Below are 19,207 nucleotides of genomic sequence, written 5' to 3'. Positions count from 1 at the left end.
TGGCCGTCAATAGGCTTATTGTGTTGTTCGCGCGTCCTAGAACGCTTCCCAATCGTTGCCACCGTCCGCCGCGAGCGCGCGCGGTGCCGACTTCTGACGGGCGGAGTCACGCCCCAGGGCCGGTGCTCCGCCGCCGGCCTGACGGCGTGCCGCGGCGGCCTGGAAGCGGGCCTGACGATCGACGCTCTCCTTGCCGCTGCCCCGCAGGCGCAGTACCGCCATCGCCTCGGCCAGACGCACCACCTGCTCGTCGAGCTGCCTGGCGGCCCGCGCCGAGGTCTGGACCCGCTCCGAGTTCTGCTGGGTGACCTCGTCCATCTGCGCCACCGCCTGGTTGATCTGCTCGATGCCGCGAGTCTGCTCGTCGGAGGCCGAGGCGATCTCGCCCATGATGTCGTTGACCTTGGTCACCGCGCCGACCACGCTCTCGATCGACGCCTCGGCGCGCTTGACCAGTTCCGCCCCGCCGTCGATCTCCTGGGCCGAACCGTCGATCAGCGCGCGGATCTCCTTGGCGGCCTCGGCACTGCGGCTGGCCAGGTTGCGTACCTCGCCGGCGACCACCGCGAAGCCCCGACCCTGCTCGCCGGCCCGCGCCGCCTCCACCGAGGCGTTGAGCGCCAGGATGTTGGTCTGGAAGGCGATCGAGTCGATCACGCCGATGATCTCGGAGACCTTGCGCGAGCTGTCGGTGATCCGGCCCATGGTGTCGACCACCTGGCCCATCACCTCGCCGCTCTCGCGGACCGAGCCGACCGCGTTGCCGGCCAGATTGCTGGCTTCACGGGCATTGGCGGCGTTCTGCTTCACCGTGGCAGTGATCTGCTCCATGCTCGAGGCGGTTTCTTCGAGCGAGGCGGCCTGCTGTTCGGTGCGCGACGACAGATCCTCGTTGCCTGCCGCGATGTCCCGCGAGGCCGGACGCACCACCGACACGCTCTGGTCGACGTCCTTGACGATGCTGCCCAGGCTCTTGCGCATCGCGTCGAGCGACAGCATCAGATCGCCGAGTTCGTCGTTGCGCCGGCTGGGCATGGTGGAACCCAGGTTGCCCGCCGAAATCTGCAGGGTGAACTGCTGGGATTCCTTGATCGGCCGGCGAAGCGCGCGCACGCTCACCGCGCCCATGAGCACCAGCAGCACCAGGCCGATCGCCAGCAACACGCTCTGCACGATCATCGTCTGATCACGCTGCGCCTGCGCCGTGGCGGCCAGTTCCCGGGCATCGGCCTGCTTCGCCTCGATCAGCTGGTTGACACTGGTCGACAGCGCCGCGCCCTGCTTCTGAAGGTCCCCCAGGTGGTCGCGCAGCGCCACGAAGGCATCGAAGGCCTCGTCGCCGGAAAACGCCTCGGCGATGCTGCCCAGCCCCTGCTTCAGGTAGGCTTCGAGCTGCTCGCCAAAGGCGCGCGCCTCCGCGGTATCGTTGACCGCTCGGGCACTGTACGCCGTCCAGGTGTCATCGATGCGTGCGCTGAGCTCCTGAAGCCGCTTGGCGTAGTCGAGACGCTGATCCATCAACGTCATGCGCTCGTTGTTGGACAGGATCTGATAGCCCCGGGTCGCCAACTGGCCGATCTGCTGCAGGCGCGCGACGTCCTCGAGCCCATCGCGCTGCAAGGCCTGAGTGCGTTCGCCGGCCTCGTTGACCCCATACAGGCCCATGCCGCCACTGATCCCCAACAGCACCAGCGACAGCACGACCATCCCGATCATCCGGCCCTGCAACGAACGCAAACGCATGCGACGCAGGCGTGCCCACAGGCCGCGACGCACGATCTGCCCCCGCTCGAGACGCACCTTCTTCGCCTGGCCGGCACGCATCTGGGCATAGATGCGCTCGGCGCGCCGGACCGCTTCGCCGTCGGCCTGCACCCTGACCGACGCGTAGCCCTGGACCTCGCCGTTCTCGTAGATCGGCGTCACGCTGGCTTCGACCCAGTAGTGATCGCCGTTCTTGCGCCGGTTCTTGACCAGCCCCTGCCAGGATTCACCGGCCTCGAGCGTCTCCCAGAGGTTGGCGAAGGCCGCCTCGGGCATGTCCGGGTGGCGAACGAGGCTGTGCGGCGCACCGATCAGTTCGTCCCGGCTGAAGCCACTGACCTCGACGAAGGCCGGGTTGGCATAGGTGATCCGCCCCTTGAGGTCCGTCCGCGTAATCAGGTAATGCTCGTCGTTGAGAGGGTATTCACGCTGGGTGACGGGCTGGTTGTCGCGCATGTCTTGGTTCCCCACTGAGTGCTTTCGCGTACTCGTTTTTCGTTATGTCCTGAGTGGTGGTGGCCGGGCCTCGCGGCCCCCAGCCCTCATCGCACTCTGTGCCGCCAGGATTTGCCGGGGCGGCGCGGCATGACCGGGTGGCTCCCCGATCAGAACGTTTCCCACTCGGCTTCGTTGCTCTCGCGCGTCGTCTCGCCATCGGGCTTGCGGCTCGGCAATGCCGCCGTGGTTTTCGTCGATGACTGGCGCGCGCGCCCTGCTGCCGGCTGATGCGCGATGGCCTCGCCATCGTCCTGGCCCGCGGCCAGGCGGAACTGGGCGACCGACTCCCTCAGCACCTCGGCTTCGCGGGCCAGGGCGTTGGCGGCGAGCGCCGATTCCTGCACCAGGCTGGCGTTCTGCTGGGTGACCTGATCCATTTGGCTGATGGCCTGATTGGTCTGGCCGATGCCGTTGCTCTGTTCCTGGGAGGCCGCGGCGATCTCGTCCATGATGTCGTTGACCCGCTGCACCGAGGCGACGATATCGCTCATGGTGGAGCCGGCCTGATCGACCAGCCGGGAGCCGGCGTCGACCCGCGAGACCGAAGCCTCGATCAGATCGCGGATCTCCTTGGCAGCATCGGCGCTGCGACTGGCCAGGTTGCGCACCTCGCCGGCCACCACGGCGAAACCGCGGCCCTGCTCACCGGCGCGCGCCGCCTCCACCGAGGCGTTGAGCGCCAGGATGTTGGTCTGGAAGGCGATCGAGTCGATCACGTCGATGATGTCGACGACCTTGTGCGAGCTGCTGCTGATGTCGCGCATGGTTTCGACCACCTCGCCGACCACATTGCCGCCGCGTTCGGCGGTCTGCGCGGCACTCTCGGCGAGTTGGCTGGCCTGGCGGGCATTGTCGGCGTTCTGATCGACGGTCGAGGTCAACTGCTCCATGCTCGAGGCCGTTTCGGCCAGGGACGATGCCTGCTGCTCGGTGCGCGAGGACAGGTCGTTGTTGCCGTTGGCGATGCTCTGGGAATCACGGTAGATGGCCTGACTGCTGCGCCGCACACTGCCCACCGTCCGCGACAGCCCCTCCTGGGTACGCCGCAGGGCGGCAAACAGCTTGCCGATCTCGTTGTCGCCGCGCCGTTCGATGTCGGCGGACAGATCGCCCGCGGCCAGGCGCTCGAAGTGCTCGACGACACGCCCCAACGGCTGAATGACGTTGCGGGTGATACCCCACAGCACGACCAGGATCATGATCAGTGCCGCGACCAGTGCCGCGCCGATGGCCATCTTGAGCATCAGCGCCATGCCCTCGAAATCGTCGAAGAGCGTATGGCCGTCGTTCTCGGCGGTGACGAAGAAGTCGGTGGCACTGTCATAGAAGGCATCGTTGAGCGCCTGGACCGACTGGGTCGCCTCGCTGTAGGCGGCCAGATCAGTGTCCTGAAGCGCTTTGACCTGGGGCGCCAGGCCTTCCTCGATCAGACGCTGGAAACGCGACTCGACCTCGCCGATCAGCCCCTGGTACTTCGCCTCGACGGGAATGGCGTGAAACTCGGCAAAGGTCTTCTGCAGGGACTCGAGCTGTTGAGCCAGGTCGGCAGCATCGCCACTATCGTTGCCCCACGTCGAACCGGTCAGGCTGGCATACTGATTCTGAATCGCGAGTCGCAGGTTGAGCAGTTGCGTATTGGCCCGATTCAGCGTCGCTTGCTGTTCGACATTGACCTGATTGAGCGTACCCAATGCCTGCTGGCTGTAGTGAACGGCATACCAGCCCAGGGCACTCACCCCGACCAGCAATGCCGTGAACACCACCAGGACCAGCATCCAACTGGTCTTGACGGTCATGTCATTGAATCGTTTCACATTGCCCCCTTGCACCAGAAACCTGGAATCGATCCCGACGGCGGTGTCTGTCGCTCTTTTTTATCGCGCTCGGGCCGCCTCATGGTCTCGTCGGCCCTACGCGGCGTTATCGATGAATTCGCGCCCGTCGGGTGCCACTGAAGGATATCGGCAAGCCGCGCGGGTTCTTGAGTCCCGATTAGCGCTCGGCCGATGCCGTGCCGGACGCCGCCAGATACAAAAAAGGCCGTGACGGATCCGTCACGGCCATGGCGAGGGCGGCGCCCCGGCGTTACTTCTTGGCAGTACTGCTGTCCACCAGCGCCATCTCTTCGCTGGTCAGCAGCTTGTCGATGTCGACCAGAACCAGCATCCGGTCCTCGAGGCTGCCGAGACCGCTCAGGTAGTCCGACGACAGCGTCACGCCGAACTCCGGCGCCGGCTTGATCTGCTCGGGGGACAGGGTCATGACGTCGGACACCCCGTCGACGACGATCCCCACGATGCGCTCGCCGACGTTGACCACGATGACCACCGTCTGGCCGCCGTACTCGACGTTCTCCAGGTGGAACTTGATGCGCAGGTCGACGATCGGCACGATCACCCCGCGCAGGTTGGTGACCCCCTTGATGAAGTCGGGCGCGTTGGCGATGCGCGTGACGTTCTCGTAGCCGCGAATTTCCTGGACCTTGAGAATGTCCACGGCGTATTCCTCGCTACCCAGCGAGAACACCAGGAATTCCTGGCTGTGCACGTCGGTGGCCGCCTGGGCCTTGTCGACGGCGGTGGGTGTCTGGGGCACGGTAGTCGTTGTCATGAAGGAAGCACCTCCTGGGCGGACGGGGTTGACACGGCCGCGCGCTTGCCTGATTTGCGCCGGCTCAAGCGATGCAGATCGGCGATATCGAGAATCAGCGCGACACTGCCATCACCAAGAATGGTCGCCGCGGAAATCCCCGGGACCTTGCGGTAATTCGTTTCGAGGTTCTTGACCACGACCTGTTGCTGACCGATGAGATCGTCGACGACCAGCGCATAACGACGGCCTTCGCCCTGGACGATCACCACGATGCACTCGGTCAGCTCGGTGCGCGCCTCGGCGACGTCCAGCACATGATGCAGGGCGATCACCGGCAGGTACTCGTCGCGCACCTTGAGCAGCAGATCGTCGCCGGCCATCGAGTAGAGGTCGTCGCGCGAGGGCTGCAGGGACTCGAGAACCGCACCCAGCGGCAGGATGAAGACCTCCTCGCCGACCTTGATCGACATGCCGTCGAGAATCGCCAGTGTCAGCGGCAGGACGATCCGTGTCGTGGTGCCCTGACCGTAACGGGACATGATCTCGACGTGGCCGCCCATCGACTGGATGTTGCGCTTGACCACGTCCATGCCCACGCCACGCCCGGAGACGTCACTGACCTGCTCGGCGGTGGAGAACCCGGGCGCGAAGATCAACTGCCAGACCTCGTCGTCGCTCATGCTGTCGGAGACCGACAGACCGTTCTTCTCGGCCTTGGCGAGGATCTTCTCGCGCGAGAGCCCGGCACCGTCGTCGATCACCTCGATGAGGATGTTGCCGCCCTGATGCTGTGCCGAGAGCGTCAGCCTGCCGACACGCGGCTTGCCGACCGTCTCGCGGGCATCGGGCAGCTCGATCCCGTGGTCGAGACTGTTGCGCACCAGGTGCGTGAGCGGGTCGATGATTCGCTCGATGAGACTCTTGTCGAGCTCGGTGGACTTGCCCTCGGTGACCAGCTCGATCTCCTTGTTGAGCTTGGCCGCCAGGTCGCGGACCAGACGCGGAAAGCGGCTGAACACGTAGTCCATGGGCATCATGCGGATCGACATCACCGCTTCCTGCAGATCACGGGCGTTGCGCTGGAGCAGATTGAGGCCGTTGTGCAGCGAGCTGTGGGTCACGCCGTCGATCTCGCTCGCCGTCTGATCGAGCATCGCCTGGGTGATGATCAACTCGCCGACCAGGTTGATGATCTGGTCGACCTTGTCCACCGGCACGCGAATCGAACTCGACTCGGCGCCGCCACCCTTCGGCTTGGCGGCCGGCTTCGCCGCGGCCTTGGCCGGCTTGTCGGACGCCTTGACAGCGCCGCTCTCCGGGGCCGACGCGGCAGGGGCGTCTTCGGCGGCCGTCTTGTCCCCGGCCGCCGGCTCGGCAGGCGCCGAGGCCGTGGACGCGTCTGACGACTCAGTGGCGGCCGCCGGAGAACCGGCGCTGCCCTCGTCGACGATTTTCAGCTGTTCGGGCTCGACGATGAAGCACATCACCGCTTCGATGTCGTCGTTGCTGACGCCGGTGGACAGATGCACGTCGTAGCGCTTGGCATCACCGCTCTGGCTGGCGATCTCGCCAAGCTGGCCCAACTCTTCGACGAGCAGCTGGCGGTCCTTGTCACCGACATCGAGCAACGAGATGCACAGACGTCGCTCGCCGGCGTCTCCGCCACTCTCACCGGCCTCGGCCACGGGCTCATCGGCGGTGGGGGCCGGTGCGGGTTCGGGCTCGGCCTTGGGGGGCGCGGCGGGGGCCGGTGCGGCCGTGTCGCCACCCATCGACTTGCCCAGCTCATCGAGGGCGAGTTGCTTCAGGGTGCGGCAAATGCGCTCGAAGGCCTCCGGGTCCGGCTCGGCGCCGTTGCGATAGGCGTCCAGTTGGTCATGCAACATATCCTTCGCTTCCAGAAAGGTATCGACGATATCGCGACGCAAGGTGAGTTCGCCGCGACGGGTGTGATCCAGCAGGTTCTCGAGGATGTGGGTCGTTTCCTGCAGAACGACAAAACCGAACGTCCCGGCCCCGCCCTTGATGGAGTGCGCCGCTCGGAAGATGGCATTGAGCTGCTCCGGGTCGGGGTCATCGACATCCAGATCGAGCAGGTGGCGCTCCATGTCACCCAGAAGCTCCTCGGCCTCCTCGAAAAAGGTGTCATAGAAATCGGTGATATCCATGTTCTAATCCACTCGGGTCAAGGGGCATTGCGCTCGGCATCAGCGGCCGGCAACGCCGGGTTCGTAACAGACTCGGTTTGCATTTCTTCGGGCAACAGCGACTTGCCGGGCTGCGGCGGTTTCACGGACTCGAAGCCACTCTGATTCTGAATCACGTCGGCGGTGTGCTTGTCGAGCACGACGATACTGATTCGCCGATTGACCGGATCGCCCGGATCGTCGGGATTGAGTGGTACCCGTGAACCCATGCCCGCCACGCGCAGCAGCTTGTCCGCATCCAGGCCGCCGGCCACCAGCTCACGCCGCGAGGCATTGGCCCGATCCGCCGAGAGTTCCCAGTTGCTGTAGCCCTTCTCGCCACCGACATACGGGATGTCATCGGTATGCCCACTGAGGCTGATGCGATTGGGGAGTTCGTTGAGTGCCGGAGCGATCGCCTGCAGGATGTCATGCATGTAGGGCTCGACCTTGTCGCTGCCGAGTTCGAACATCGGTCGCTTCTCGGAATCGACGATCTGGATACGCAGCCCTTCCGGGGTCAGCTCCATGCGCAGTTGCGAGCGCAGATCGCGCAGGCGCGGCTCTTTCTCGATCACCGATTCGATACGCTTCTCGAGACCCAGCAGGCGACGCTGTTCGTCGCTGGGACGGGTCTGGAGACGTTCGTCGATGCGCTGACGCTCGCCGTCGCTGTGCGTCGGGTCGGGCCCGCCACCGGGGATGGCGCTGGTGCTGGCGCTACTCTTGTCGCCGCCTGCCATGGCCACCGGTAAGGGGGTACGAAAGTATTCGGCGATGCTGTGCAGCTCGGACTTGCTCGCCGTGGAGAGAATCCACAGCACCAGGAACAGCGCCATCAGGGCGGTCATGAAATCGGCGTAGGCGATCTTCCAGGCGCCGCCATGATGACCGGCAGCCTTGACCTTCTTGCGCTTGACGATGATGGGCCGATGGTCGCTCATGAACCACCCGTCGAACTCTTGGTCGAACGCACGTGATCCTCGAGCTCATTGAACGTCGGTCGCTCGGCCGTGAACAGGGCCTTGCGGCCGAACTCCACGGCCAGTTGCGGCGCATAGCCATTGAGGCTGGCCATCAGGGTCACGCGGATGCACTGCAGCATCTTCACCGCCTCGGTGACCTGGTGCATGATGCGCCCGGCCACCGGGTTGACGAAGCCGTAGGCGAGCAGGATCCCCAGGAAGGTCCCCACCAGGGCGTGGGCGATCAGGATGCCCATCTCGCCCGCCCCTTGATCGGCGGACCCCAGGGCATGCACCACGCCCATGACAGCGGCGACGATGCCGAAGGCCGGCAGGCCGTCACCGACCGCGTGCAGGGCGTGAGACGGGACTTCCGCTTCGTGCTGGAAGGTCTCGATCTCGTGCTCCATCAGCGCATCGATCTCGAACGGATCCATGTTGCCGCTGACCATCAGGCGCAGATAGTCGGTCAGGAACGCCATGATCATCGGATCGGCGAGGATCTTCGGATAATCGGCGAACAGGGCACTGTTCTGGGGCTCGTCGATGTCGCGTTCGATCGCCAGCATGCCATCACGGCGCGCCTTGGAGAGCAGCTTGTACTGAAGCGCCAGCAGTTCCATGTACATCGCCTTGTTGTACTTGGTGGTGCGCTTGAGTTTCGAGAAGCTCTTGAGCGTCGACTTGATGGCCTTGCCGTTGTTGTTGGCAATGAAGGCGCCGACCGCGGCACCGCCAATCATCACCAGCTCAGCCGGCTGATAGAGTGCGCCGAGATGGCCGCCCACCATCATGTAGCCGCCAAACACGGACCCGATAACGATCAGATAGCCTAGGGGGATGAGCACATTGAATTCCTTCGCCTGAAATGAAACGGGGCCTCTAACCCGATATCGGCAGAGGCCCCGGCGGCTTGAGGGGAATGGCTGAAAACTTCTCGTCAGGCTTGGCGGCGCGCCGAAGCGACCTCCACCAGGGCGGGAGCACTGCCCGAGGCCTGTTGTTGGCGGGCCTGACTGGCGGCTTCACGACGCTTGCGCGTCTTGCCGGCACGCGAGGGCGGCTGACAGATGCCGCAGACGAAATCCCGCGACGGCGTGTGGGCGTGAACGACGTACCGGCCGTGGCAACTGGTACATTCGCAGAGTTCGAGAAGCTCGCTCTCGAAGAAGCGCACCAGCGTCCAGGCCCGCGTCAGGCCCAGCACCGGCTCGGCATCGGCTTCCAGCGAGATCTGCTCGAGGTAGAGCTTGAAGGCGCGGACGAAGGCCGTCATGCGCTCGCAGCCGTAGTCGTCGAGCAGACGCTGATAGATGTTGTAGAACAGCGACGAATGGATGTTCGGCAGCCAGGTGATGAACCAGTCGGTCGAGAACGGCAGCATCCCCTTGGGGGGCGACATGCCGCGCACCTCCTTGTAAAGCTTGATCAGGCGCGCCCGACTCAGATCGGTTTCGGTTTCCAGAACTTGCAGACGCGCCCCGAGTTCGATCAACTCGATGGCCATCTGCACCTGCTGCATCTCGGTGACCAGGCTCTTGTCAGCCATGGATTACCTCCGGCCGTTGGTGGACGAATCAGAACGCGACTCCGCGGCCGAAGCCATCAGCAGTGCCGCATGTATCTGACCCAGTCCCTGGTCGCGAGGATCCTCGATGAGTTTCGTCAGTTGCTCCGGCTCGTCGAAGCAAAGCCGGCAAAGCAGTTGATTGGAGCGTGCCAGCTGGCTGAGCTGCTTGACCGAGAGAGACGCCAGCAGATCCGCCATTTCATCGCTCAACTTGAGGCGAAACATGGCGGTGGGGCGGTCCTCGTTGATCAGCCGCTGGACCAGCAACAGATAAGACAGATTGGTGTCCTGAATATCACTCAGGAGACTATCGATAGGCATCGTCATTGACATTCCCTGCGTTGCGTATGCTGGACAGTACAAGGCCGTCCGGCTTTTTATCGAGCCTCCGGATACCGGGGTGCTCGTCACTTATAATGTACCCTAATTGTGAGGCGTTTTTATGACGAACTTCAACCTGCCGGTTCAGAAAACTCAGACGCGACGCAGAAAACCTGATCCACATCAGTAATGAAATGTTAACCCCATGTCGTCAAAGATTTTTCGAACCTGCGACGGGTTAACCCATGAAAAGAAGCGACGTGGCGTGAAATGACTTCGTTAAAAACCGCAGGCAGGGTTCAACGATTCGCCGAGGCCGGGCCGTCCTCGGCCTGCTGCTCCAGGCCGTAAACCCAGACCAGCAGTTCGGCGACGACCTGATAGAGCATCGGTGGAATCCGTGCATCGAGATCCACCTGCATCAAAAGCCCCACCAGTTCGGGCGCATCGTGGACGAAGATTCCCTGGCGACGCGCCTCGGCAACGATCCGCTCGGCCAGCTCGCCGTACCCCTTGGCGACGACCTGCGGTGCCTTGTCGCCCTCCTGGTAAGCCAAGGCCACCGCCTGGCGGCGGGAATCCATCGACCTGTGATCCTTCATGAGTGGCGCTCCCGGTTCTCGTCCACCGCTGCCTCGTCACGCGATGCAACGGCGGGCAGCACATCGACACGCACCTCGTCGAGGCCGCAGCGGCGCAACCGTGACTCGAACTCCGCCTTGCCGCTCTGTAGGGAGTCCAGCGTCGCGGCATCGTCAGCGCGTATCTCGAGCGACACCGCTCGGTCACGGAGTCGCAGTTGTACATCCAACTCCCCGAGCCGCCGCAGGCGCAGGGTCATCTCGCTGTGCCAGACCAGCTCTTCCTCGCCTTGCTGAGAACCGTCACCCTGCCGGGAATCACGCTCCTCCAGACCCGCGGGCATGTGCAGGGCGAGTGCCATGAACAGTCCCGACCAGACGTCCCCCTCCCAGCGCAACGTCGGTGTGACCAGCAATTCCAGTTGATGACGCACCAGATGCTGGAGAGCGTCGTCGGCGCGCGCGGCAACCGGGCCGTGACGGGTGTCCACGTCAGCCGTGTCGAGGTCGAGAGATGCCAGCGTGCCCGCATCGCCGACGACCGCCGCCACCGGCCCAGCGACCGGTCTGAAGGTGGCAGTAGCCAGCGCAGGGACGCCGGATCGCGACGCTGCCGCCTGCTCGTTCATCGGCGTCAATGACGGGCCGGCGGGTCGAGCATTGCCCTTGTGCGCCGCCGGCGGCGGAGCGAACTGCATCTGGGGTTCGCGCAGAAGATCGCCGCGCGTCAGGTTGCCGCGAAACCAGCTTGCCAGGTGGGATTCGTAGAACAGGCCGCTGCTTGCGATGCTCCCCTGAAGGCGGTTGGCCACCTGGGAGGCCGATACCGACGCGGGGTCTGCGACCAACGGCGTGGACGCGGTGAGGACCGATGGCGGAGCCGGGAACTTGAGCAGGACATCGGCGATGGTGCGCGCCGCCGGGCTGAAGTGAGTGGCGGTCGATGATGGCAACAAGGGCGATCCCGCCGTGGCGGGTCGCCCTTCCCCATCGGCAACGAGCCGGGGCTGCACGACCGCAGCCCCGGCTCGCCCCGACTCGAGCCGCGAATCGCTATGCACGGCCCTCGGCGCCGAACCCGGCGCCATCGGCTTGACCGGCTGCGGCATGTCGCGAAAGACCGGTGCCTCGCCACGCTTGCCCAGGACCTGATGCAGCAGCGTGTCGATCAGCGGCGTGATGACACCACTCACTCGTGCCCCTGACGAAACGGCACCGCTTGCCCGCCATCGCGATAGGCACGATTGGCGTCCTGACTCCGCCGAGTGTTGCCGATCAATGCGCTGAGTTCGTCGCGCCGGCTCTCCAGGCGGCGCCGCGTCTCGACGTCCTGCTCGAGAATCCGCTCGAGCAGTTCCGCCTTGCGCTGTGCCTCGGTCTCGCCCAGCCGGCAATCCGCCTCGAGGCGCTTGAGCGTCTCCACGGCGGTCACATAGGCGGACTCTTCGGCAACCAACTCAGGCCAGTCACCGCCACGCGCCAATTCGAGCATGGCCGATGAGCGCTGGAGTAGCTGCTCGTAACCCGCCAGCACTTCGCTAGCCGCCATCATTCAGGGTCAACTCCTTGCCTGGGGTGCGATCTCGCGCCAGGCCGTTCCGATGTCTTCGAGCAGACGCGCTGCTTCGTCGATCCGCTTCTCGTCATTGTGCAGATTGGCCTGCATGAGCAAGCGCACCACATAGTCGTAAAGCGACGCCAGGTTGGCGGCGATCTCGCCACCCTTGTCGTGATCCAGGGCTGCTGCCAGCCCATTGTTGACGATATCGATCGCCTTGGAGAGCGATTTGCCCTTTTCGGCCATGTTGCCCTCCTGCAAATGCAGCCGAGCCGCCCGCAAGGCACTCTGCGCGCCCTCGAACAACATGACGATCAGCTGGTGAGGGCTGGCCGACATCACGCCGGTCTCGACCCCCACCCGTGCATAGGCATTGGCACCGCGCAGCGCACTCATGACGTTGTTCCCCTATGTTCAGTTCGAGCTCGTTCGAGCGTTCATGGCCTGGAATTGCTGCGACAGGTAACTCATCGTCGAATTCATCTTCGCCACCATGGAGTCCATGTCCGCGAATTGCTTGCGGTAACGCTCGACGGTGGCATCGATGCGACTTTCCATGGCGTCATAACGTTCGTTCAGCCGGTCGATGCGATCCTGATAGCCCGTGGTGGCCGTATCGATGACACCGTCATCGTCGAGGAGCGTTGACAAGGTGTCGTCGAGCTGAACCGCCAGGCCGGACGCTTCATCGCCACTGCCGACGAAAAAGTCCTGTAGCGAGCCGAGGTTGTCCGAGATCGCGCCGTCGAGCTTGTCGTCGTCGATCTTGAGGGTACCGTCAAGCTGCAGCTCGACGCCGATATCCGAGAGCATGCTGAACTCACCGCCTTCCACCGCCCCGCTCATCGTGCGGCGCAACTGGGTTTCCACGTTGCGCAACGAACTGTCGCCGAGCAACTGACCCGCGACCCCGGTTTCACTGTTGAAAGCGGTCAAGCCGCCGATGGTCGATTGCAGCGAGTTGTAGGCATCGACGAACGACTGCACGTCCTTCTTGATCGTCGATTCGTCTCGCGACACGGTCACCGTCGAGTCACTGCCCACACTTTCCTGGGTGATGTCGATCGCGACACCTTGAATGGACTCCTCGACGTGGTTCGAAGCGCTGGTGATCGCGATGTTGTTGACCGTCAGCTGGGCATCCTGGGCCTCGACGGTCTGGATCATGCCGTTGGAGCCGTCATTGACGTTCGGATCGAAGGTCGCCGGGTCGAACGTGAAACGGTCGTCGGTGCTGCCGTCGCCGGCCACCATCGAAACGCTCATCGTCGACTCGGCCCCGGTCTCCTTGGAGCTCAGGACGAGTCGATAGCCGCTGCCATCGTTGATGATCGAGGCCGAGACACCGCCATCGGCGTCGTTGACCGCATCGCGCAGGTCCTCCAGGGAGTCGTTCCCCGACACGTCCACCTGAATGTCGTCGGCGCCGGCCTGGCTGATCGTGAAAGTACCGGCCCCCACGGCCGCCGTCTTGTCGGCGATCGAGACGCTGGACAGGGAATGACCCTGAGCCATGGCCGTCACGTGAACCTGGTAGCTGCCGGGCACCGCGGACTTGCCCGCGCTCGCCGAAGGCCCCTTTTCGCCGGTGACGTTGACCGACACGGCCTGATAGGTATCGGCCTCCTTCAGCTTGGCGGCGGCCTGCTGGAACTTGTCCAGCGCCGACTCGAGCTTGCCGAACGCGGAAATCTTGGCCTTGTAACTGGACTGCTGCTGGGTGATCGGCGCCAGTTGCTGACGCTCCGACGACTTCAGCTGATCCAGCAGGCCATTGAGATCCAGGCCGGACCCAATCCCCAGTGAAGAAATGCTTGCCATGCTTGGCTCCCTAACCCGTGCGACCTTTATACCAACCGAACACCCAGGCTGAGCGGGCGAAAAGGCCGATGTTTGGTGACTACTTCACGCTATCGGCCGTTGAACCGTGAACTTTAGCCCGCCGGGGCACCCGAGTCGCTAGCGGCTGGTCAAGGGCCACGGCCTGCGCCATCATGGGACTCGGCGGGCAACAGCCTTGTCCGCATGACGAACACATACCAGAACCAAGGACCCCCATGGACGCGACTACGCTCTTCGCCGACTACCAACGCTGGCAGCGCTTTCAGCGTCAGGACCAACTGGAGCGCGAACACCGGGCCGCGTTGCGCAAGCTTGCCGAATCCGGCGCCATGGCATCGCGGGTCACCCAAGGCTACCGCAGCATGGCGGAAAAGAGTGCCTCGGAAAGCGCCTGTTATCGGACCCTGTTCCGCCGTCGGCGGGAGACCGGTGACGTGGCCGCCTGCGAGGGCTGGCTACTGGTGCGTCGCGTTCTCGCCGAAGGTGGCACCACCCGCGTTCGCGCCACGCTGCTCGAGGGGTTCACGCTGGAAACGGGGACCATCGCCCCCGACCAGGCGTCGGCTTACAAGGTCACCCTGGAGATTTTCGATGAAATTCTGGTCCAACGCGACATGACCCTCGGTTGCCGTATCGACCGTCATGACGATGACCGCGACACGCACTTCGTCACCTTTCTGGATAGCGTGCGCGGTGACCTGACTCGCTACCTGAAGTAGCGAGAGGTACGGCTGGCGATGTCACACTCCGGCCTTTGCGCCCCCTGAACAAGGAGCTCTTCATGAATACGGCTTCACCACAGATTGCAGGCCTTGCCCTGCCGCTCGAATCACTCGATCCCCAGGTGACGATCCGCCGGCCCACGACCGTGGCCAGTCTCGACGTCGACAGCCCGGCGCGTGCCCTGCTGACCGATTTCGCGTATACCGGCGCCTTCACGATCCCCGCGTCGCACTCGATCACCCAGGCCCTGGAAATCATGAAACAGGGCGGTGTCCGCCTGCTCTTCGTGCTCAATGCGGCGGGACAGCTCACCGGGGTGGTCAACGCCCGCGAGCTGATCGGCGGACGCCGCGTCACCCTCGCCATGCACCGCCACCAGGTCGAGCGCTCCGAGGTCACGGTGGAAATGGTCCAGACGCCCCGCCAGGAACTGCACGCCCTGCCGCTATCCCGTCTCGAGAAGATCACCGTCGGTGAGCTGGTCAAGGCACTCGAGGCCTTCGGCGACCAGCACCTGCTGATCACCGAGAAGAACGAACAGGGCGTTCAGTGCGTGCGCGGGTTGATTTCGGCGGCCGACGTGGGCCGCGCCCTGGGCATCACCCTGGATCGGCCGCCGGAGGCGCGCAACTTCGCCACCATCTGCAAGGTGATTCTCGGCCACGAGATTTAAGAATGCATTTCCAAACCCTCGGATAATGAGCGCCGGTGGCAGGGCAAAGCGAGGGTCCTTTGCCATGGATGGCAAAGGTAGCGCCCAGGGAGGGGTTCACAGCGCCCTCGCGACGTCCTGCCGCCGGAGAAGCTCACTTCGTCTACCGGTTGCGCGATGCCTCCATTATGCGGTGTCGCGCGAACGAAAACCGGTTACCGCTGGAATACGGCGTTCCAGGCTTATAACATGGACCGGATACCGACGAGAGACGCGATGCCGCGCTCGGGTACGACCTGCCATCAACAAGGAAATGATTCGTTGGCGTTAGGCAACTGGTTCAAACGCAAGCGCAAGCCCGACATTTCCGTGTGGGCCGTCAAGCAGATCGACGAGGATCTGCTGCATCTCTGTGGCCAGGCGACGATCGAGACGAAAGGCACGGCCGCCGAACTGATGGCCGCCCTCGAGGCAGACACCTTCCATGGCGCCGTGCGCATGCGGGAAAACGGCCAGATTCTCAATGCCGCTCAATTCGCGGCCCTGATTCCCGACACATCCCTCGATCTGGTCGACGAACGTACCGCCCGGTGGCGAAACCGGCAGTGGCACATCGCCTGGACGCCACAACGCTGCTGGCTACACACCGGCCCCCTGACGATCCAGCCCAGCCGACTCGACGGGCAGACCCGCTGGGTCAGTATCGAGGACGTCAGCGGCATACGTGCCAAGGCGCAATCACCCCACCCAGCCTCGCGGTTTTATGGCCTGCAATCGCTGACGACAGCCCCCTCCGACGCCCCCCGGCGCTCAGACCGCGAAAGCGACGATTGAGACCTCCCGGGCTCTGGCGAACCGAGACTGCCCTGGCCCCGCTCGCGCCGGCGCCGAGACCGACATTCGGTATCGGCGATGCGGCGCTTTTGGTTATCATCGCGCCTCCCCCATCGACGACGCGGAGCGCCCCATGACCGAAGCCCCCCTGCTCATCCTCTATACCGGCGGCACCTTCGGCATGATCGAGAGCCCCCGGGGGCTCGTCCCCGGCGGCGATATCGCCCGTCGCATCCAGCAAGCGCTGACCGGCCTGCCCCCCGCCCGGCAGGCATCGCTGCCGTCGTTCGAGGTTCGGGAAGCCGCCACCCCCATCGACTCCAGCGCTGCAACCCCGCTCGACTGGCAGCGTCTGGCTCGCGAACTCGCCAACGCCTATGCCGAGCAGCGCTACGCCGGTTTCGTCGTCATCCACGGCACGGACACCCTGGCCTGGACGGCCTCGAGCCTCGCCTACCAGTTGCAAGGCATCGACCGGCCGGTGGTCGTCACCGGTTCCCAGAAGCCGCTGGAAGCCGAGGACAGCGATGCCCTCGCCAACCTGGAAGCCGCGCTGCGCTTCGCGGCACTGCCCGCATTACAGGAAGTCGCGGTCTGTTTTGCCGGCAAGTTGCTGCGCGGTGTGCGTACCCGCAAGTGGGACACCCATGCCACCAACGGCTTCGCCAGCCCCAACTATCCGCTGCTGGGAGAAATGGTCGCTGGCCAGGCGATTCTGTATGCCGCCCGCGGGCTCGACGACCAGCAGCGCGGCCTCCCGCGCTTCGAATTGACGAACGACGGCGGCTCGCGTGAATCCCCGGTGGCACGTATCGCGCTCTGGCCCGGACTATCGACGCGGCTGCTGGAACGCTGGCTGCTGGACGACGACATCCACGCAGGGCTGCTCGAAGTCTGGGGCAGCGGCAACATCCCCGACGACCCGGCGTTGCTGGAAGTGCTCGCCCGCGCCAGCGGCGAGGGCAAGTTACTGGCCGCGATCAGCCAGTGCCCGCACGGCCCGGTGGCGATCGGCACCTATGCCGCCGGCCAGGGGCTGCTCGATGCCGGCGTCATGAGCGGCGACGCCATGACCCCCGAAGCCGCCATCACCAAGCTGGTCCATCTGCTGGCCCAGCCACTGAGCGAGGCCGAGCGACGTCAACGCTTCCTGACATCATTGGTCGGCGAACGTTGACTCAGAGGGTGTTTACAAAGTCGGCGAGCGAAGGCCAGACCGGGGCGCGCAGCTAAGGCAAAATCGGCCGAAAAAGCGGAGTTTACACGGGGTTAAATGAGCATTTTGAGGCCGATTTTAACGCCGTATTGCCGAGCGCAGACAGTTTCCGCACAGAGCCTAAACTCGCTTGCCACAAACTCAGCGCGTCCTCAGCGGAATCAACGCCTCGAACCGCCCTTCTTCGCTGAACCGCAGCCGATAGATCCCGTGCACCCCGTCGGGACCGACGATGCGCCGCAACGCCCGGGCGGGAAAGGCCACCTTCCTGCCGGTCACGCTATGGGCATGCACCCATTGTGCGGCTCCCTGATAATGGGCCAGGCACTGCTCGGCAGTGAGTTCCAGGACGATGTCGATGCTCGGCACGTCGATACTCATCACGCATCGGGAAAGCCGCGATAGTACCCCAACCGTATCGCCCCCGCAGCCCGCAGCCCGCAGCCCGCAGCCCGCAGCCCGCAGCCCGCAGCCCGCAGCCCGCAGTATTGTGGGAACGACGGTGTTCGCGACAATGCCCCGAACAGCCGCCTTGCTGCCCCGCCCACAAAAAAATCGCACAAGTCCCTAAAGCTATCCCGTCAAGCGTCGATAACAGGGGTAACGGCCAACGGTGCCGTTGCGGTGGAAAGACCGGAAGTCCGGCTCACCGCTCGAGCCCCCTAAGAAAGGAAGGAACGACGATGTCCGTTATCAATACCAACATCACTTCAATGATCGCTCAGCAGAACCTGAACAGTTCCAAGAGCGACCTGACCACCTCCATGGAGCGTCTGTCTTCCGGTCTGCGCATCAACAGCGCCAAGGACGACGCCGCCGGTCAGGCCATCGCCAACCGCATGAGCAGCCAAATCACCGGTCTCGGCCAGGCTCAGCGTAACGCCAACGACGGTATCTCCGTCGCCCAGACTGCCGAAGGCGCGCTTAACCAGGTCAACGATAACCTGCAGCGTATCCGCGAGCTGAGCGTGCAGGCCGCTAACGACACCAACTCTGCCGACGACCGCGCCTCCATTCAGGCCGAGATCGATCAGCGCCTGACCGAGATCGACCGCATCTCTTCACAAACTGACTTCAACGGCACCAAGGTGCTTGCCGAAGACACCAAGCTGTCGATCCAAGTCGGTGCTAACGATGGTGAGTCGATCTCAATCAGCCTGAAGGAGATCACTTCCAAGACACTGGGCATGGACAGCTTCAACGTTAATGGCCCGCAAGGTACTTCCGCCGCCGCAGCAGCAACTAACTTCAAAGATGCCTACGGTGACTCCACTTCCATCGCCGACAGCAGCGTCAACGACTACGGCGACGACCTTGCCACCACCCTGGGTATCGCCACGGGTTCTGTGGCAGCTGATACTGCCGACGCCTACGTAGACGAGTCCGGCAATTGGTACTCGCAGGTGACCATCACCGCCGGAAGCGAAGCAGAGTCCCGCACCCTCGAGGCACAAGGCATCAGCGTAGGAAGCGGCGACTCAGTGACCTTCAGCATCGCACTGGACCCGCAAGATGCAGACGTGACCACCAACACCACAGCTTCCTTCACAGTGGACGGCACTAGCATTAGCGCCTCCAGCCTGGTCACCGGCGCCACCGACGACCCGATGGCAGCGTTGGACTCGGCACTGAGCCAGGTCGACACTTTCCGCTCCGATCTGGGTGCCATTCAGAACCGCTTCGAGTCGGCGATCACCAACTTACAAACCAACGAGACCAACCTCTCTGCGGCACGTTCGCGTATCGAAGATGCCGACTACGCAACCGAAGTGGCGAACATGACGCGTAGCCAGATTCTTCAGCAGGCAGGTACTTCCGTCCTCGCCCAGGCCAACCAGATGCCGCAGAGCGCCCTCTCCCTGCTGGGCTAAGCATCTAGCTGAAAGCTCTCTCCTTAGAGAGCCT

General features: G+C 64.0%; 19 protein-coding genes. 5 read left to right on the top strand and 14 right to left on the bottom strand.

The window, feature by feature from the left end:
- Nucleotides 1-36 precede the first annotated feature (36 nt).
- The 13 genes from KGR00_RS22405 to fliD form a co-directional block, all read right to left on the bottom strand.
- Nucleotides 37-2,220, bottom strand: coding sequence for a methyl-accepting chemotaxis protein (locus tag KGR00_RS22405; RefSeq protein WP_275423119.1), 2,184 nt, complete (start codon nt 2,218-2,220; stop codon nt 37-39).
- A gap of 149 nt (nt 2,221-2,369) precedes the next feature.
- Nucleotides 2,370-4,058: a methyl-accepting chemotaxis protein gene (locus KGR00_RS22400; RefSeq protein ID WP_224417254.1), complete on the bottom strand. Its 1,689-nt coding sequence runs from the start codon at nt 4,056-4,058 to the stop codon at nt 2,370-2,372.
- A 289-nt stretch (nt 4,059-4,347) separates the two neighbouring features.
- Nucleotides 4,348-4,872, bottom strand: a complete 525-nt coding sequence (gene cheW / locus KGR00_RS06415) for a chemotaxis protein CheW (protein ID WP_224417255.1) — start codon at nt 4,870-4,872, stop codon at nt 4,348-4,350.
- A complete protein-coding gene (gene cheA, locus KGR00_RS06410) occupies nt 4,869-7,022 on the bottom strand; it encodes a chemotaxis protein CheA (RefSeq protein ID WP_224417256.1) in 2,154 nt (717 codons plus the stop codon). Before cheA ends, cheW begins: the two co-directional genes overlap by 4 nt.
- 17 nt (nt 7,023-7,039) lie before the next feature.
- Nucleotides 7,040-7,984 carry a flagellar motor protein MotB gene (motB, locus tag KGR00_RS06405; protein WP_224417257.1) on the bottom strand — a complete coding sequence of 315 codons (945 nt, stop codon included), beginning with the start codon at nt 7,982-7,984 and terminating at the stop codon, nt 7,040-7,042.
- Nucleotides 7,981-8,853 carry a flagellar motor stator protein MotA gene (gene motA / locus KGR00_RS06400; protein ID WP_129138448.1) on the bottom strand — a complete coding sequence of 291 codons (873 nt, stop codon included), beginning with the start codon at nt 8,851-8,853 and terminating at the stop codon, nt 7,981-7,983. The genes motB and motA overlap by 4 nt, the downstream gene beginning before the upstream one ends.
- 92 nt (nt 8,854-8,945) lie before the next feature.
- On the bottom strand, nt 8,946-9,554 hold the full coding sequence (gene flhC, locus KGR00_RS06395) for a flagellar transcriptional regulator FlhC (protein ID WP_129138449.1): 609 nt from the start codon (nt 9,552-9,554) through the stop codon (nt 8,946-8,948).
- A gap of 3 nt (nt 9,555-9,557) precedes the next feature.
- Nucleotides 9,558-9,896, bottom strand: coding sequence for a flagellar transcriptional regulator FlhD (flhD, locus tag KGR00_RS06390; protein ID WP_129138627.1), 339 nt, complete (start codon nt 9,894-9,896; stop codon nt 9,558-9,560).
- A gap of 299 nt (nt 9,897-10,195) precedes the next feature.
- Nucleotides 10,196-10,480 carry an EscU/YscU/HrcU family type III secretion system export apparatus switch protein gene (locus tag KGR00_RS06385; protein WP_224417258.1) on the bottom strand — a complete coding sequence of 95 codons (285 nt, stop codon included), beginning with the start codon at nt 10,478-10,480 and terminating at the stop codon, nt 10,196-10,198.
- Nucleotides 10,481-10,494: 14 nt separating this feature from the next.
- Entirely contained in the window at nt 10,495-11,670 is a 1,176-nt protein-coding gene (locus tag KGR00_RS22485) for a flagellar hook-length control protein FliK (RefSeq protein WP_224417259.1), read from the bottom strand.
- Nucleotides 11,667-12,029, bottom strand: coding sequence for a flagellar protein FliT (fliT, locus tag KGR00_RS06375; RefSeq protein ID WP_224417260.1), 363 nt, complete (start codon nt 12,027-12,029; stop codon nt 11,667-11,669). Before fliT ends, KGR00_RS22485 begins: the two co-directional genes overlap by 4 nt.
- 6 nt (nt 12,030-12,035) lie before the next feature.
- Nucleotides 12,036-12,431 carry a flagellar export chaperone FliS gene (gene fliS, locus KGR00_RS06370; protein ID WP_129138453.1) on the bottom strand — a complete coding sequence of 132 codons (396 nt, stop codon included), beginning with the start codon at nt 12,429-12,431 and terminating at the stop codon, nt 12,036-12,038.
- 18 nt (nt 12,432-12,449) lie between these two features.
- Complete coding sequence (gene fliD / locus KGR00_RS06365) at nt 12,450-13,856, bottom strand: flagellar filament capping protein FliD (RefSeq protein ID WP_224417261.1); 1,407 nt, start codon at nt 13,854-13,856, stop codon at nt 12,450-12,452.
- 236 nt (nt 13,857-14,092) lie between these two features.
- Between fliD and KGR00_RS06360 the strand changes: the two genes are divergently transcribed.
- The 4 genes from KGR00_RS06360 (at nt 14,093) to KGR00_RS06345 (ending at nt 17,263) form a co-directional block, all read left to right on the top strand.
- Nucleotides 14,093-14,596, top strand: coding sequence for a hypothetical protein (locus tag KGR00_RS06360; RefSeq protein ID WP_129138455.1), 504 nt, complete (start codon nt 14,093-14,095; stop codon nt 14,594-14,596).
- 62 nt (nt 14,597-14,658) lie between these two features.
- Nucleotides 14,659-15,273 (top strand): CBS domain-containing protein, encoded by a 615-nt coding sequence (locus tag KGR00_RS06355; protein WP_224417262.1) that lies wholly within the window; start codon nt 14,659-14,661, stop codon nt 15,271-15,273.
- Nucleotides 15,274-15,501: 228 nt separating this feature from the next.
- Nucleotides 15,502-16,086 (top strand): hypothetical protein, encoded by a 585-nt coding sequence (locus KGR00_RS06350; protein WP_224417263.1) that lies wholly within the window; start codon nt 15,502-15,504, stop codon nt 16,084-16,086.
- A 133-nt stretch (nt 16,087-16,219) separates the two neighbouring features.
- Nucleotides 16,220-17,263 (top strand): asparaginase, encoded by a 1,044-nt coding sequence (locus KGR00_RS06345; protein ID WP_224417264.1) that lies wholly within the window; start codon nt 16,220-16,222, stop codon nt 17,261-17,263.
- 180 nt (nt 17,264-17,443) lie between these two features.
- On the opposite strand, the gene KGR00_RS06340 is transcribed toward KGR00_RS06345, so the two are convergent.
- On the bottom strand, nt 17,444-17,683 hold the full coding sequence (locus tag KGR00_RS06340; protein WP_224417265.1) for a DUF2835 family protein: 240 nt from the start codon (nt 17,681-17,683) through the stop codon (nt 17,444-17,446).
- A 302-nt stretch (nt 17,684-17,985) separates the two neighbouring features.
- Between KGR00_RS06340 and KGR00_RS06335 the strand changes: the two genes are divergently transcribed.
- Nucleotides 17,986-19,173, top strand: a complete 1,188-nt coding sequence (locus KGR00_RS06335; protein ID WP_224417266.1) for a FliC/FljB family flagellin — start codon at nt 17,986-17,988, stop codon at nt 19,171-19,173.
- Nucleotides 19,174-19,207: the final 34 nt, after the last annotated feature.

The organism is Modicisalibacter sp. MOD 31.J (assembly GCF_020147985.1).
Lineage (GTDB): Bacteria > Pseudomonadota > Gammaproteobacteria > Pseudomonadales > Halomonadaceae > Modicisalibacter > Modicisalibacter coralii.
Note: the sequence above shows the minus strand (reverse complement) of the source record. Positions and strands in the feature narration are given on the sequence as shown.

Excerpts from the sequence above, each read along its gene's own strand:
- KGR00_RS22405 (WP_275423119.1), bottom strand. The coding sequence starts at position 2,220 with ATGCGCGACAACCAGCCCGTCACCCAGCGTGAATACCCTCTCAACGAC.
- KGR00_RS22400 (WP_224417254.1), bottom strand. The coding sequence starts at position 4,058 with ATGACCGTCAAGACCAGTTGGATGCTGGTCCTGGTGGTGTTCACGGCA.
- cheW (WP_224417255.1), bottom strand. The coding sequence starts at position 4,872 with ATGACAACGACTACCGTGCCCCAGACACCCACCGCCGTCGACAAGGCC.
- cheA (WP_224417256.1), bottom strand. The coding sequence starts at position 7,022 with ATGGATATCACCGATTTCTATGACACCTTTTTCGAGGAGGCCGAGGAG.
- motB (WP_224417257.1), bottom strand. The coding sequence starts at position 7,984 with ATGAGCGACCATCGGCCCATCATCGTCAAGCGCAAGAAGGTCAAGGCT.
- flhC (WP_129138449.1), bottom strand. The coding sequence starts at position 9,554 with ATGGCTGACAAGAGCCTGGTCACCGAGATGCAGCAGGTGCAGATGGCC.
- flhD (WP_129138627.1), bottom strand. The coding sequence starts at position 9,896 with ATGCCTATCGATAGTCTCCTGAGTGATATTCAGGACACCAATCTGTCT.
- KGR00_RS06385 (WP_224417258.1), bottom strand. The coding sequence starts at position 10,480 with ATGGATTCCCGCCGCCAGGCGGTGGCCTTGGCTTACCAGGAGGGCGAC.
- fliT (WP_224417260.1), bottom strand. The coding sequence starts at position 12,029 with ATGATGGCGGCTAGCGAAGTGCTGGCGGGTTACGAGCAGCTACTCCAG.
- fliS (WP_129138453.1), bottom strand. The coding sequence starts at position 12,431 with ATGAGTGCGCTGCGCGGTGCCAATGCCTATGCACGGGTGGGGGTCGAG.
- fliD (WP_224417261.1), bottom strand. The coding sequence starts at position 13,856 with ATGGCAAGCATTTCTTCACTGGGGATTGGGTCCGGCCTGGATCTCAAT.
- KGR00_RS06360 (WP_129138455.1), top strand. The coding sequence starts at position 14,093 with ATGGACGCGACTACGCTCTTCGCCGACTACCAACGCTGGCAGCGCTTT.
- KGR00_RS06355 (WP_224417262.1), top strand. The coding sequence starts at position 14,659 with ATGAATACGGCTTCACCACAGATTGCAGGCCTTGCCCTGCCGCTCGAA.
- KGR00_RS06350 (WP_224417263.1), top strand. The coding sequence starts at position 15,502 with ATGGACCGGATACCGACGAGAGACGCGATGCCGCGCTCGGGTACGACC.
- KGR00_RS06345 (WP_224417264.1), top strand. The coding sequence starts at position 16,220 with ATGACCGAAGCCCCCCTGCTCATCCTCTATACCGGCGGCACCTTCGGC.
- KGR00_RS06340 (WP_224417265.1), bottom strand. The coding sequence starts at position 17,683 with ATGAGTATCGACGTGCCGAGCATCGACATCGTCCTGGAACTCACTGCC.
- KGR00_RS06335 (WP_224417266.1), top strand. The coding sequence starts at position 17,986 with ATGTCCGTTATCAATACCAACATCACTTCAATGATCGCTCAGCAGAAC.